This is a genomic window from Streptomyces sp. NPDC024632 (assembly GCF_055559175.1).
In genome coordinates, this window is the sequence record NZ_JBVHLD010000018.1 from 1 (window position 1) to 13,458 (window position 13,458).

Genomic DNA, 13,458 nt, shown 5'->3' on the forward strand with positions numbered 1-13,458 from the left:
CGGTTACATTCCGAACCCGGAAGCTAAGCCTTTCAGCGCCGATGGTACTGCAGGGGGGACCCTGTGGGAGAGTAGGACACCGCCGAACAATCTTTCAGCTCGGGTCCTCCGAATTTAATTCGGAGGACCCGAGCTTTTTTGCGTTGTACCGTCGGATGATGCGGTACGAGATACGGCCGGTGGCACCGGCGGAGTGGCAGCGGATCCGGGCACTGCGGTTGGCAGCGCTCCAGGACCCGGTCAGCAGCATGGCCTTCGCGCGGACCTTCGAGGAGGAGGCCGTGCTGAGCGACACGGTCTGGCAGCGACGGGCGTCCGGTGCCGGATCCCAGCAGTTCGTCGCCATCGACCGTGACGCGGTCCGCAAACCCGACGAGACCGACGGACACCAGGGCGGCGCCTGGGTCGGCATGCTCACCGTCGTCGTGGAGCGCCCCGACTACTTCTCCGTCAACGCCGTCTATCTGATCCCCGAGACCCGCGGTACCGGTCTGGCCGAGCGCCTGTTCGCCGCCGCCATCGCCTGGGCCTGGGACCGTACCGACCGCGTGTACCTGTGGGTCCACCAGGACAACGGCCGTGCCGAGTCCTTCTACCAGCGCTTCGGCTTCATCCGCACCGGCGAGACGATGAAGTATCCGCTGAACCCGTCCGAGACGGAGTACGAGATGGTGCTCTTCAGGGACCGCTAGACCGCGCCGCCGGACGACGACGAATCCGGCACCGTACCGCTGCACGCCGCCGTACGGGATGCACGCCGCCGTACGCGTTGCGCGCCGCCTTACGCGATGCGCGCCAAGTCGTCCGCCAGCACGGCTCCCAGGAGGGCCTCGCCGCGTGTCCAGCGCTCGACCTCGTCGACGGCGTAGGCACCGAGCCGTTGGACCTCCGTGCCCTGGCAGCCCGCGATGTGGGGGGTGAGCAGGACGTTGCGGAGGCTGTGCAGCCGGTGGCCGCGGGGGAGTGGTTCGGGGTCGGTGACGTCGAGGTAGGCGTCGAGGCGGCCCGCGGCGCATTCGCGGGTGAGGGCCGCGGTGTCGACCAGCCGGCCGCGCGCGGTGTTGATGACGGAGGCGCCGTCGCGCATCAGGGCCAGGCGGCGGGCGTCGAGCAGGTGGTGGGTCTCGGGCAGATCGGGTGCGTGCACGGTCACGATGTCGGAGGTCGCGCACAGCTCGTCGAGGTCCACGAGTTCCGCGCCGAGAGCGGTGGCCTGGGCGGCGGAGACGTACGGGTCGGCGAGCAGGACGCGGAAGTCGGAGGGGGCGGCGATGAGCCGGGCGATCACGCCGCGGCCGATGCGGGAGGCACCGATGACGCCGACGACGGCGCCGTCCGCGCCGCGCCGGTCGCGGTAGCCGAGGAGTTGGCCGTCGGTGTACTCGGCGGCGGTGCCGAGCGCGCGGCGGGCGGCGAGGACGACCGTGGCCATAGTGAAGTCCACGACGGGACCGGCGTTGGCGTCGGCCGCCGACGAGACGGCGATGCCGCGCTGCCAGACCTCGGGCCCGACATGGCCTTTGACGGTGCCGGCGGCGTGGATGACGGCGCCGAGCCGGGGCGCGAGGGCCAGGACTGCGGAGTCGACGGCGGGCGCACCCCAGCCGGTGAGCAGCACGTCGGCGTCGGCGAGCGCCGCCCGCGCGGCGGGCGTCGTGGTGTCGGTGACGAGGGCGGGGTGGACGGCCGCGAGGGCGTCGAGCCGGGTGCGCAGGGGGGCCGGAAGTACCAGGTCGAGGATGTCCGGACGCATCGCCAGCACCAGATTCGGACGCTCCGCCATGTCTGCCCCTCACGTGTCCGCAGGTCTGCGTGGGTCTGTGCACGGTGACGTGCTCGTGTTCGTGGTCCTGCTCGTGTTCATGTTCGTCGTCGTGCGTGTGCGGCGCCGTGCGTGCGGGCCGCTGTGCGCGCACCACGGTGTAATCGGTTTCTTTCTCTGGCTCTGAGATTAGGGCCGACGCCATCAGAGGTCAACGTCTTGGGCTGCGGGAGGGGTTGACCTGTCGTAGTAACCGGTTTAGGTTCCGTCCCACCTTAAGCGTCGAGGAGGACGCGATGGCGATTGCCGAACAGGACGCCACCAGCCGCGCCGATGCGGCGGGCGCGTCCGAACGACGCGTGAGACGCGCGAAACGCCTGGCCCGTCGGGGCGGGGCGAACCGTGTGAAGCCCGAGCCCGGCTCGCGCCGCAAGCGGCTGCGCAGGGATGCCGCCCTCGTCCTGCTGATGGCGCCCGGCGTGGCGTACTTCCTGCTTTTCCACTACGGAGCGATGGTCGGGAACGTCATCGCGTTCAAGGACTACGTGCCCTTCGACGGGCTCTGGGCCAGCCAGTGGGTGGGCTTCGCGAACTTCCAGCGGATGTTCGGCGACCCGGACTTCTGGGCCGCGGTCGTCAACACCCTGTGGATAGCGCTGCTCCAGCTCGTCTTCTTCTTCCCCGTGCCGATCGCGCTGGCGATGCTGCTGCACAGCCTGACCCGCGACAGCGTGCGGCGGTTCGTGCAGAGCGTGGCGTATCTGCCGCACTTCCTGTCGTGGGTCATCGTGGTGGCCCTCTTCCAGCAGGTGCTCGGCGAGACCGGGCTGCTCAACAGCGTGCTCGGCGACGCCCACCTGCACACCGTGAACATCATCGGCAACCCCGACGCGTTCAAGCCGCTGGTCGTGGCCCAGGTGATCTGGAAGGACTGCGGCTGGGGCACGATCATCTTCCTCGCCGCGCTGTCACAGGTCGACGAGCAGCAGTACGAGGCCGCGGCGATCGACGGCGCGGGTCCGTGGCGGCGATTCTGGCACGTCACCCTGCCGTCGCTGCGGCCGATCATCGTTCTTCTGCTGATCATGAGGCTCGGCGACATCCTGTCGGTCGGCTTCGAGCAGATGCTGCTCCAACGGCCCGCGGTCGGGCCCGAGGCGGCCGAGATCATCGACACCTTCGTCTACTACAAGGGCATCATCGGCGGCGACTTCGGCTATGCCGCCGCGGCCGGTCTCTTCAAGGGCGTCGTGGGCGCCGTACTCGTCTTCACCGCCAACAAGGTCGCGCACCGGCTGGGCGAGCAGGGGGTCTACCGATGAGCGCCGTTCAGTCCGCCGGTCGCACGCCTCGTACCGGCCCGTTCCGTTCGGTCCGCCCGCGTCGTTCGAGTCGCCCGGTCCGTCCCGTCCGTCCTTCGTGGATGGAGAAGCCGAAGCCCGTCACTCAGGCGGCCAAGGCGCTGGCCCTGGTCGCCGTCGTCCTGCTGGTCACCGTCCCGTTCCTGATCATCGTGTCGACCAGCTTCGCGTCCAACAAGGACGTGGTCGCCAACGGCGGCTGGGTGCTGTGGCCGGAACACCCCACCCTGCGCGCCTACCGGGAGATCTTCGACGGCAGCATCGTCACCCACGCGCTGTGGGTGAGCGCTGGTGTGACGATCATCGGCACGGCCCTCAGCCTCGCCTGCACGATCGGTCTGGCGTACGCGCTCAGCCGTCCCCAGGTCTTCGGCGGCAAGCCGATCCTGCTGCTGATCCTGTTCACCTTCCTCTTCCCGCCCGGCATGATCCCCGGCTTCCTGCTGGTCAAGGGCCTGAACATGCTCGACAGCTACGAGTCGTTGATCGCGCCCGTCCTGATCAATGTGTTCAACCTCGTCGTACTGCGCGGCTTCTTCCAGTCGATCCCCGAGGAGCTGTACGAGGCGGCCCGGCTGGACGGCGCGGGCGAGTGGCTGATCCTGCGCAGGATCGTCCTCCCGCTGTCCAAGGCGGCCCTCGCGGTCGTCGGGCTCTTCTACGCGGTCTCGTACTGGAACGCCTGGTTCTACGCGTCGATCTACCTCAACTCCGACCACTGGCCGCTCCAACAGGTGCTGCGCACGTATGTCATCGGGGGCGCGCAGCTCGCGGACTCCGGGGGCAGCGAGGCGGGGATGGTCTCGTCGCCCCAGACGATCCAGATGGCGGTGCTGGTGGTGGCGACCGTGCCGATCCTCGTCGTCTACCCCTTCCTCCAGAAGTACTTCACCAAGGGCGTGCTGACCGGCGCCATCAAGAGCTGAGCCGTACGCGGGCCGAGCGGCCGCGTGGCCGCGTGGCCGCGGACCGTGCCGCCGTACCCGTATCACCGCACCCGCATCGCACCCGTACCCCTGAAAGGACTGACCGTGAGCACCTCGTCGTTCTCGCGGCGTACGCTGCTGCGCTCGATCGCCGCAAGTGGCGCCGCTCTGGCCGCCCCATCCGTTCTCGCCGCATGCTCGTCCTCCTCGTCCGGCGGCCACGATGTGAGCAACGCGGGCAAGAAGCTCGCACCCTGGCCGACGTACAAGCCGGTCAACGGGCCCGCGCCCGATCTGCCGGGGACGGCGGACGGGGTGCAGCCGGGTTATCTGACGTATCCCAAGAACCTGGTCAGCGCGGTCGCCGACAAGCCGGGCAACGGCGAGACGATCAAGGTGATGACGATCTCGTACGGGACGCCGCCGAAGCCCGCGTCGGAGAACAAGTTCTGGGCGGCGGTCAACAAGGCGCTGGGGGTGAACATCGAGTTCACGGTCGTGCCGGACTCCGACTACGACAACAAGATGGCCACCTTGATGGCGGGCAACGACCTGCCGGACGTCATCAACCTCGGCGGTGGTCACGTACTGCCCCGCGAGGCGCAATTCGTGCAGGCCAAGTGCGCGGACCTGAGCGAGTACCTGGCGGGCGACGCGGTCAAGGACTACCCGAATCTGGCGAACATCCCCACCTACGCGTGGGAGGACATGGGCCGGATCAGCGGGCGGATCCTCGGCATTCCGGTGCAGCGGTCCGCGCCCGGCACCACGCTGTGGATCAACAACGACATCTTCAGCGCGGCCGGCATGAAGGACGGCTGGACGTCGGACGACTTCATGGCCGTCGCCAAGGAGGCGACGCACGGCAAGAAGTACGCGCTGGGCGCGGCGCAGCAGACCGGCTTCGGCTTCGCGGTGCACACGATGGCGTTCGGCGCGCCGCAGGAGTGGAAGCTCGACGGCGGGCACTTCGTCGACGCGTACGGCACGGACGAGTACAAGGCGGGCCTGGAGTTCATGCTGAAGCTGCGGCAGGCGGGAACGTACCTGCCGAACGCGCTCAGCACCTCCACCGTCGACTGCAAGACGCTCTTCTACAACGGCACGGTCGCGTCGATGGGTGACGGCTTCGGGGCACTGACCACGAGCATCCCGAGCATCAAGGACGCTTTCGTCCTGGACGGCGCGGTGCCGTACACGCCGTCGGGCGGCGGCAAGCCCGGCATGGAGCGGGCGCGCGGGATCTTCGGCTACACGGTGCTGAAGAAGGCCGCGCCCGAGCGGATCAAGCTGATCCTGCGGGTGCTCGACTACTTGGCGGCGCCGTTCGGCACCAAGGAGTACGAGCTGACGCACTTCGGCATCGAGGGCACGCACTTCACGCGGGACGCGGAGGGCTCGCCGATACCGACGGACCTCGGTCTGGTGGAGAGCACCGTCAATCTTCCGATCAAGTACCTGTCCGACGCGCCGCAGGTGCTCTACCTGCCGGGGCGGCCGGACGACGTCAAGCGCAGCCACGCCTGGCAGGTGAAGATCGCGCCGATGCTCGTACGCAATCCGCGGTTCGGCCTCCAGTCGGAGACTTTCACCCGGTCGGGAGCCACCATCGGACAGTACCGGCTCGACACGATCGGCGCGATCGTGGCCGGGCGCAAGCCGCTGAGCGCGTGGGACGAGGCGGTGAAGAAGATGCGCGGCGACGGCCTGAACAAGATCGCCGACGAGTACGCGGCGGATTACGCGGCCAACCACTGACGCCCTGTGCCTGCCGCCCGGCCCCGCACTACTACGCTGGGCGGCAGCGCGGGGGGCGCCGGGCGCCGCGTCGAACGATGTGTCGAACGAAGCGTCGGGCGTGGGGCCCGGTCCTGCGCTGAGCCAGGCGCCGGGCCGTGGGTCGGTCCTTGCGTCGCGTGTTGGCCGTCGCGGATCCGGAGCCGCGGGCCGCTGAGGAATCGGATGGCGGGGATGGCGGAGACTGCACCAGAGCCGGGGCCGGGTAACGGGCCGGGCGCGGGAAGCCCCATGGGTGCGGGGACCGCGGCGGGTGCGGGCGGCGGGAGCCGGCGTGTCACGATCCGCGATGTCGCCGTCCGGGCGGGTGTCTCGGTCGCCACCGTCTCGCGGGCGCTGGCCGGGAACTACCCGACGTCGGCCGCCGCGCGCGCCAAGGTGCTGCGGGCGGTCAAGGACCTCGACTACGTGATCGACGGCCGGGCGCGGGCGCTGGCCGGGACGGGGCCCAAGACGGTCGCGGTGATCATGATGTCGGTCGACAGCTACTTCTTCGCCGCCGTCGCCCAGGGCGTCGAGCAGGAGGCCGCCGCGCGCGGCCGGCTGTGCATGGTGTGCAGCCACGGCGGTGACGAGGCGCGCGAGCTGGCGCTGGTGCAGATGATGCGTGAGCAGCGCGCCGAGATCGTGATCCTGGTCGGCGGCGCGGTCGAGGACGAGGCGTACCGCGTGCGGCTGACCGAGTACGCGCACGGGCTCGCCGCCGCGGGCTCCCGGCTCGTGCTGTGCGGGCGCCCCGCGCCGAGCCCCGACACCCCGGTCATCGCGGTGGAGTACGACAACGAGGCCGGTGCGTACGCCGCCGTCAGCCACCTGCTGTCCGCCGGGCACCGGCGGATCCTCTACCTGGGCACGATGCCGGGGCACAGCACGGCCGAGCCGCGCGTGCGCGGTTACCAGCGTGCGCTGGCCGACCACGGGCTCGGGCCGGAGCACCAGCGGATCGCGGGTATCGGCCTCGGTCGCACCAACGGCTACAACTCCATGCGGGACCTGCTCGTGCGGTGCGACGGCAACCCCGACTTCACCGCGGTCTTCGCCGGTGACGATCTGGTCGCCGCGGGCGCTATGGCCGCCATGCGCGAGCGCGGGCTCCGCACCCCCGAGGACATCTCGGTGGTCGGCTACAACAACGACGATGTTTCCCAAGACCTCAACCCTCCCCTGACCACCGTCAACATCCCTTCCTACGAGCTCGGCCGCGCCGCCGTCCGCCTGGCCCTCGCCGAAGAGGACGCCGGCCTCCCCGGCTCCGCCCGCGGCACCGCCCAGACCCGCCATCTCCTGGGCACGCACATCGTCCTGCGGGAGTCCGTGCGACGGCTCACGGCGGAGGAGTCAGCGCTTTAGGAGCGCGGTCCTTCGCGTTCGCTCCCGCGGTGGGCGGTCCCCGAGTTCTTCTCGGGTGCGGCCCTCTGTGGAGGCGTCCTCATCCCTGGCGGAGCAGTGAACCGAATCCCGCCGCCCGCAGGCGCGAAGCGAATTCCCTCTCGTCCAGCCCGAATTCCTCGGCCGTCCGTCCCAGGTGCCAGTCGTGCGCTGCCAACCGTTCCAACAGATGTCCGCGCCGAATCTGCGTCTCGGACAGACGAAAGGTCTTCAGATACGCGAGCCGACCGTCCGCCGCGGTGATGACCTCACCTATGTGGTTCTCCTCGCGGGGCCGAAAGGCCGGTATGAATCGCGACAGCGTGAACCCGCCCGCCCGGTACACCTTCCGCGTCGCGTACTCGGTATTCAGCAGCCCCGCCGCCATCGTCCCGTCGTGGAATTCCGCCCACGCCCGCTGTTCCGCGGCCACCGCCGCTCGCAGATCCGCCGTCGTCCGCACCCGCGTCTCGTCGATCCTCGGCACGAAGTCCGGCACGGCCGCGCTCAACAGGGCGTATTGGTAGATGAGTTCCCCGTACAGGTCCTGGACGAGCGTGGCGTGCAGCGCCCGGTAGTCCTCCGGGTGCGGTACGACGAAGGCCGCGGCGAGGGCGTCGGCCGTGTAGAGCAGCACCCCGCACTGGCCCGGGTGTATCTCGAACACCTTCAGCGCGTCACCGAGCCCGCGCACGGTCACGCCGATGTACGCCTCCTCCACCCGAGGCGAAAGGCCCTGCCGCAGTGCCCGCTGCGACCACTCCTCCCACGCGATGGTCGGGCCGCCGAAGTGCAGCGCCAGATAACCGTCGAGCGCGAGGTGCAGCGGCAGGAACCGCAGTCGGTGCTTGGCCTCTCGGCGTGCCATCCGGCGGTGGATGCGCAGCGGCATCGCGGTCACGGGCTCGGCGTCCCGGTCGCCGCGCAACTGTGTCCCGTACGCCGCCGCGGCGCCCGCATGACCGCTGTCCGCGCCCCAGTCGGCGACGAAGCCGTGCGGGATGTACGACGTGTAGGTGATGCGTGGCGCGACCGTCACCACACCGATGCCGTCCCCGTACAGCTCGGCGTGCAGCCGCAGGCCCGGCAGCGGTTCGGCGCGGACCAGCGGGACGAGGCGGATGCCGCCCCAGACCTGCGAAGGGCGCGTGGTGAGTCCGGCCAGGTCGAGGCGGAGGGGGCCGGTGGCAGTCATCGGGCCTCCTCGGGTGCGGTCAGGAACGCGGTGATACGGCTGTCCAGGTGGGCGCGCAGCTCAGGCAGGCCGGTGCGGCCGGTGGCGAACCGCGCCAGGCCGACCAGCGACGGCAGATCCTCGGCGTCGCGGATGCCCGCGGTGGGTACGGTCGGGGCCAGGCGGCGCACGTCGAAGTCGTCCGCGTCGTACACGGGGTTGAGGTGTACGACGGTGACCCGCCCGTCCGGGTCGAGCCGGGTCCGCCATACGCGCAGCACCTCGGCGGCCAGCCCCGGCGGTGCGTTGTCCCAGCCGTCGGAGATGATCAGCAACCGGTCCGCGCCGGTCTCCAGCGCGTCCAGAATCCGCTCGCCGAGCGGGGTCGCCCCATGCGGGAACGCCAGCAGCGGATCGCTCCGTCCCGATGTCCACAGGGGTGTGTACGAGTCGGCGAGTGCCTCCAACAGGTGGTGGGCTGCGAGCGCCACCGCGAGCGGGCGGCGCCGCTTCTGGCCGGAGCCGTAGGAGGAGAAGCTGTCGTCCAGGACTGCCGCGACCCGGCCCCAGCCGCGCTCGCCGCGCGCGGCCCGGCGCGCGGCGGCCCGCAGCGCCGCTGTCAACTCCGCCCGCCGCCCGGCTCGTTCGTCCAGGGACAGCCCGAGGACGTACGAGGCAAGCCGGGTCAGCGGCATCCGCGTCAGGTCGGTCCGGACGGCGGTCGCGCCGTGGCGGCGCGCCGAGTCCTGGAAACGGAGCCGTTCGAGCCGGGTCATCCGCGGCGCGATCCGCTCCAGGAAAGCCGCGCGCGCGATGCCGTGCCGGGCCGCGAAGCCCTCCGCGACGGTGAACGGCAGCTCGTAGACCGCCGCCTGCTCGTAGTGCGCGCGGCGCCAGGTCTCCAGCAGCGGCGTCCCGTAGCGCGTGCGGCGGCGCGGGGCGAACAGGAAGTCACCCAACTCGGCTTCTCGTGCGGGCAGGTGGGCGTGCCGCAGCGCCGTCTTCACCCCGGTCCGGTACTTGACGGCGTCGAACGCCGGGTCGGGGCGGGCGGCCAGCCAGTCCCGCATGATCGCGCGGGTGCGGCGGTTGTTGACCTTGGCCCGGCGCAGCGCGGCGAAGAGGGCGTAGACCCGCTGCGGGGGCAGTGCGGTCAGCCGTCGGGCGATCAGCCGGCCTTCGGTGCGGCGCTGTTCGGGGGTCGCTTCGGTGGCGCTCTCCAGCAGTCGGCGGATGATCAGGGCGGCGTTGTGGTCGTTGATGTCGAGGGCGAGCGCGGCGGCGTACAGATCGCGGTAGTTGCCCAGCATGTACGCGTGCAGGAAGTCGAGCGAGAGGTGCTGGGTGTCGGCGTCGGAGTGGAATTCGCGTTGGGCGGTGGATGTGGTCGCGGCATTGGCGAACAGGAGGACGTCCTCGGCGGCGATCAGTCCTTCTGGCTGCATGAGGTGACTCCTGTTCTCGCGTAGGTGTGTTGGGGCGTCGATTGCTGGTGTGTTCGAGGTGTTCGGCGTCGACCGGGGAATGAGGGCGCGAGCTGCGAATCATTGCTTCAGAGGCAGGTTCCGGAAGTCGCGACGGAGTCCCGCGGTCGACTCTCGAACGGTAACAGGGTCGGCGGATTCGCTCGCGGAGTTTTCCACAGGGCGACTTTCGGCGAATGAGTTATCCACAGCCTGGAAATCAGTTGCCCCACGAGGACGGCGTGGAGCGGATACTGATGATCAGTGACAAGCGGACATTGACAACTCAACAGGGAGCAGAGGAATCAGGGGCGCGAACCGGCCGGCCGGGCGGGCGGGCGCCGCGCCCGCGTTCCCGCCGGGGGCATCTCTCCCGTACGTTCTCGCCCGCGTGTGCGCACACGCGGGCGGGCGCGTGGGCGCGGGCGTGCGGCCGGGCGCCCGCGCGCGGAATCAGCGGATGCGGACCGCGTCCGGGATCGACGGCGGGAGCGTGTCGGCCGTCTCATCGCCCAGGGCCAGGCGCATGTCGGCGTGCTGCCACAGCGGCGCGTGCCAGCGCGCGAGCGCCTGTTCGGGGGAGCGCAGGACGGCGAGGGTGGGCAGACCGGAGTGGTGACCGGTGCTCAGCAGGTCCGACAGGCCCGGGAGCGGGGCCAGCGCGGCGACGTCGTCCAGGATGAAGGTCAGTGGTGGGTCGAGCCGACCGGCGGATGACGTTGCGGCCATGCGCCGGCCGTGCTCGACCACGCTGGAGACGAGTGCGGTGAGCAGGGGCATCGCACCCAAGTGGGTCCGCGGATCCTCGATGCGCTCACCCACTACGTAAAGTGTGCCCCTTTCCGCGACGAATGACTCCATGTCGAGGCCACCTGAGCGCGGTGGATTGCAGGCGTCGCGGATGTGTACCGCGTTCAGCGGTTCGAGGGTCTGGCGGATCAACGCCTGCGCCGCGTCCCGGCGTTCGGGGTGGGCGTGCAGCACCGACTCCAGTTCGCCGCTCCAGCCGGAGGCGGCCTCGGTGTCGGTACGCAGGATCCGCACCGCCTCACCGGCCGCTGAACCGCTCGCCGCCCAGCGCTGCACCTGGCGGAAAGGGCCGCCGTCCAGGGCCGCCGCGTGCAGCCAGCAGCGCAGCAGTGTCACGGCGGTGTCGTGGACGATGGCCTCGTCGGCGCGTGCGGGCCGCAGCGGCGCCAGCAGTGCGCCCGCGCGTATCCCGGCGGTCTCCGGTCGCTCGCAGCCGCCGTGCGGCGCCCACCGCAGCCGCCCGGGCACGTCGAGGAGGTGCGCCGGATCGTAGACGTGGACGGGACCGAGCTTGCTGCGGTTGCCGACGGTCTGCTGATAGGTGTCCGGGTCCGCGGTGGTGACCATGGCGGGTCCCGCGGCGGCCAGGACGGCGGGCTGCACGATGCGCTTGGACTTGTCGCCGCGCGGGCTGGCGAACAGGGCATAGGTGCGGGTGACTTCACCGCCGGGCAGTGGGTCGGCGACGGGGTGCGGGATCGGGGCCGCGGCCATGGTGCCGGTGGCTCCGGCGGCGGTGGGCCCGGTCGCTTCGGTGGCCGTGGCGGGGATCGGCTCGAAGACCGTGGTGGGCGCGTCCTCGCGCGGGCCCGCCGCGCCCGGCACGGAGCGGAACCAGGCGTCCAGGCCGTCGTCGCCCGCGGCCTTGGACCCGACCGGCTGGCCGCGGCGGCGGCGCGGCGAGGGCAGCGGGGCGCGCTCCACCGGCGCGGGCGCCGTCTCAGGGGCCGGGGCGGGCGGGGCCTGGCGGGGTGCCCTGAGGCGGGCGCGGGTACGGGCCACCGCGTTCAGCACGAAGACGGTCAGGACGAACAGCACCATGAACTGGCTGATGAAGATGCCCCAGAACAGCCCGGAGCCGGGCAGTTGGCCGGGAGGCGAGTCGGGCCAGGCCGCGGCGACGTCGTGCGGGTCCGCGATCAGGTGCCGCATGGCCTGGGGGGTGCGGGTGAAGTGCACCTCGGCGGGCCAGCCGCCGTGCGAGAGGACCCCCGCGATGCCGGTGGCCGTCCACACCAGCAGCGTCACGCCCAGCAGGAAGCCGAGGACGCCGACGATCAGGCCGTCCGGCAGGCCCCCAGAGGAGTCGCGTTTCCTCCCGGCCATGTCACCCCACCTCTCATGCCACCGCGTCGTCGGCCAACTGCTTGGCCAGCGCCACCTCGGCGGCGGCGTGTGCCTCGGCACGGGCCTCGGCCTCCGCCTCCGACGCCGCTTCGGCCTCGACCTCCGCTTCGTGCTCCAGGGAGGTCTCGGTCATCGCGCGGTCGGTGAAGACCAGGGGCCGTTCCGCCTCGGTGATGAGGTGCTTGACGACCTGCACATTGCCGTTGACGTCCCAGACGGCGATGCCGGGGGTGAGCGTCGGGATGATCTCCACCGCCCAACGCGGCAGGCCGAGCACCCGCCCGGTGGCGCGCGCCTCGTCGGCCTTCTGGGCGTAGATGGTGCGGGTGGAGGCCATCTTCAAGATGGCGGCGGCTTCCTTCGCCGCGGCCCCGTCGACGACGTCCGAGAGGTGGTGGACGACGGCGACGAAGGACAGGCCCAGGCGGCGGCCGAACTTCAGCAGCCGCTGGAAGAGCTGGGCCACGAAGGGCGAGTTGATGATGTGCCAGGCCTCCTCGACCAGGAAGATGCGTTTCTTCCGGTCGGGCCTGATCCAGGTGTGCTCCAGCCACACACCGACGATCGCCATCAGGATCGGCATCGCGATCGAGTTGCGGTCGATGTGGGAGAGGTCGAAGACGATCAGCGGCGCGTCCAGGTCGATGCCGACGGTCGTGGGCCCGTCGAACATGCCCCGCAGGTCACCGTCGACCAGCCGGTCGAGCACCAGGGCCACGTCCAGGCCCCAGGCGCGGACGTCGTCCAGGTCGACGTTCATGGCCTCCGCCGACTCCTCCAGCGGGTGCCGCAGCCGTTCCACGATGTCGGTGAGGATCGGCTGCCGGTCGGTGATCGTCTCGATCACATAGGCGTGCGCGACCTTCAGCGCGAAGCCGGACCGCTCGTCGAGACCGCGGCCCATCGCGACCTCGATGATCGTCCGGAGCAGCGCGAGCTGACCGGTGAGGGTGATCGCCGGGTCCAGGGGATTGAGCTTGATGCCGCCGTCCAGCGCGGCCATCGGGTCCAGCCGGATGGGAGTTAATCCCAGCGACTTCGCGATGAGGTTCCACTCGCCGACGCCGTCCTCGCCCTGCGCGTCGAGCACAACGACCTGCCGGTCGCGGAAGCGGAGCTGGCGCAGCACGTAGGTCTTCTCCAACGCCGACTTGCCGTTGCCGGACTCGCCGAGGACCAGCCAGTGCGGGGCTGGCAGTTGCTGGCCGTAGAGCTGGAAGGGGTCGTAGATGTAGCCCTTGCCCGAGTACACCTCGCGACCGATGATGACGCCGGAGTCGCCGAGGCCGGGGGCGGCGGTGGGCAGGTACACCGCCTGGGCCTGGCCGGTGGAGGTGCGCACCGGCAGCCGCGTCGACTCGACCCGGCCGAACAGGAAGCTCGTGAAGGCGTCCGTGAGCGCCGCAAGAGGGTCCAGCATGGGCATGGCGGTGGCCTCCTCGTACGGGCG

The 13,458-nt window shown here is 70.6% G+C and carries 10 protein-coding genes and 1 rRNA gene; 6 read left to right on the forward strand and 5 right to left on the reverse strand.

What is annotated here, in order from left to right:
- Positions 1 to 88: ribosomal RNA gene (gene rrf, locus ACZ37P_RS30195) — 5S ribosomal RNA — on the forward strand; the annotation flags it as partial.
- 70 nt (positions 89 to 158) lie between these two features.
- The gene (locus tag ACZ37P_RS30200; RefSeq protein ID WP_467349511.1) at positions 159 to 692 is read left to right on the forward strand and encodes a GNAT family N-acetyltransferase; all 534 of its coding nucleotides are present in this window, start codon (positions 159 to 161) and stop codon (positions 690 to 692) included.
- A gap of 89 nt (positions 693 to 781) precedes the next feature.
- Here the strand turns inward: ACZ37P_RS30200 and ACZ37P_RS30205 are convergent, their stop codons facing one another.
- Positions 782 to 1,783: a hydroxyacid dehydrogenase gene (locus tag ACZ37P_RS30205; RefSeq protein ID WP_467349512.1), complete on the reverse strand. Its 1,002-nt coding sequence runs from the start codon at positions 1,781 to 1,783 to the stop codon at positions 782 to 784.
- A gap of 446 nt (positions 1,784 to 2,229) precedes the next feature.
- Here ACZ37P_RS30205 and ACZ37P_RS30210 point away from each other — a divergent pair, with 446 nt between their 5' ends.
- From ACZ37P_RS30210 to ACZ37P_RS30225, 4 genes are all read left to right on the forward strand, one after another.
- Entirely contained in the window at positions 2,230 to 3,084 is an 855-nt protein-coding gene (locus ACZ37P_RS30210) for an ABC transporter permease (RefSeq protein WP_188285565.1), read from the forward strand.
- Positions 3,085 to 3,185: 101 nt separating this feature from the next.
- A complete protein-coding gene (locus tag ACZ37P_RS30215) occupies positions 3,186 to 4,049 on the forward strand; it encodes a carbohydrate ABC transporter permease (RefSeq protein WP_467349513.1) in 864 nt (287 codons plus the stop codon).
- A 105-nt stretch (positions 4,050 to 4,154) separates the two neighbouring features.
- Complete coding sequence (locus ACZ37P_RS30220; RefSeq protein ID WP_391049777.1) at positions 4,155 to 5,807, forward strand: extracellular solute-binding protein; 1,653 nt, start codon at positions 4,155 to 4,157, stop codon at positions 5,805 to 5,807.
- A gap of 270 nt (positions 5,808 to 6,077) precedes the next feature.
- Positions 6,078 to 7,196, forward strand: coding sequence for a LacI family DNA-binding transcriptional regulator (locus tag ACZ37P_RS30225; RefSeq protein WP_391164012.1), 1,119 nt, complete (start codon positions 6,078 to 6,080; stop codon positions 7,194 to 7,196).
- A gap of 79 nt (positions 7,197 to 7,275) precedes the next feature.
- Here the strand turns inward: ACZ37P_RS30225 and ACZ37P_RS30230 are convergent, their stop codons facing one another.
- The 4 genes from ACZ37P_RS30230 to ACZ37P_RS30245 all read right to left on the reverse strand — a co-directional run bounded on the left by ACZ37P_RS30230 (position 7,276) and on the right by ACZ37P_RS30245 (position 13,428).
- On the reverse strand, positions 7,276 to 8,409 hold the full coding sequence (locus ACZ37P_RS30230) for an ARPP-2 domain-containing protein (protein ID WP_467349516.1): 1,134 nt from the start codon (positions 8,407 to 8,409) through the stop codon (positions 7,276 to 7,278).
- Positions 8,406 to 9,833, reverse strand: coding sequence for a hypothetical protein (locus ACZ37P_RS30235; RefSeq protein WP_467349518.1), 1,428 nt, complete (start codon positions 9,831 to 9,833; stop codon positions 8,406 to 8,408). The genes ACZ37P_RS30230 and ACZ37P_RS30235 overlap by 4 nt, the downstream gene beginning before the upstream one ends.
- 471 nt (positions 9,834 to 10,304) lie before the next feature.
- Positions 10,305 to 11,987, reverse strand: a complete 1,683-nt coding sequence (locus tag ACZ37P_RS30240; protein WP_467349520.1) for a type IV secretory system conjugative DNA transfer family protein — start codon at positions 11,985 to 11,987, stop codon at positions 10,305 to 10,307.
- A 13-nt stretch (positions 11,988 to 12,000) separates the two neighbouring features.
- On the reverse strand, positions 12,001 to 13,428 hold the full coding sequence (locus ACZ37P_RS30245; RefSeq protein ID WP_188285564.1) for an ATP-binding protein: 1,428 nt from the start codon (positions 13,426 to 13,428) through the stop codon (positions 12,001 to 12,003).
- Between the last annotated feature and the right edge of the window lie 30 nt (positions 13,429 to 13,458).

What these genes read in the sequence shown, in the direction of transcription:
- ACZ37P_RS30235 (WP_467349518.1), bottom strand. Translation starts at nt 9,833, where the DNA reads ATGCAGCCAGAAGGACTGATCGCCGCCGAGGACGTCCTCCTGTTCGCC.
- ACZ37P_RS30240 (WP_467349520.1), bottom strand. Translation starts at nt 11,987, where the DNA reads ATGGCCGGGAGGAAACGCGACTCCTCTGGGGGCCTGCCGGACGGCCTG.
- ACZ37P_RS30205 (WP_467349512.1), bottom strand. Translation starts at nt 1,783, where the DNA reads ATGGCGGAGCGTCCGAATCTGGTGCTGGCGATGCGTCCGGACATCCTC.
- ACZ37P_RS30230 (WP_467349516.1), bottom strand. Translation starts at nt 8,409, where the DNA reads ATGACTGCCACCGGCCCCCTCCGCCTCGACCTGGCCGGACTCACCACG.
- ACZ37P_RS30200 (WP_467349511.1), top strand. Translation starts at nt 159, where the DNA reads ATGCGGTACGAGATACGGCCGGTGGCACCGGCGGAGTGGCAGCGGATC.
- ACZ37P_RS30245 (WP_188285564.1), bottom strand. Translation starts at nt 13,428, where the DNA reads ATGCTGGACCCTCTTGCGGCGCTCACGGACGCCTTCACGAGCTTCCTG.
- ACZ37P_RS30215 (WP_467349513.1), top strand. Translation starts at nt 3,186, where the DNA reads ATGGAGAAGCCGAAGCCCGTCACTCAGGCGGCCAAGGCGCTGGCCCTG.
- ACZ37P_RS30210 (WP_188285565.1), top strand. Translation starts at nt 2,230, where the DNA reads ATGGCGCCCGGCGTGGCGTACTTCCTGCTTTTCCACTACGGAGCGATG.
- ACZ37P_RS30225 (WP_391164012.1), top strand. Translation starts at nt 6,078, where the DNA reads ATGGGTGCGGGGACCGCGGCGGGTGCGGGCGGCGGGAGCCGGCGTGTC.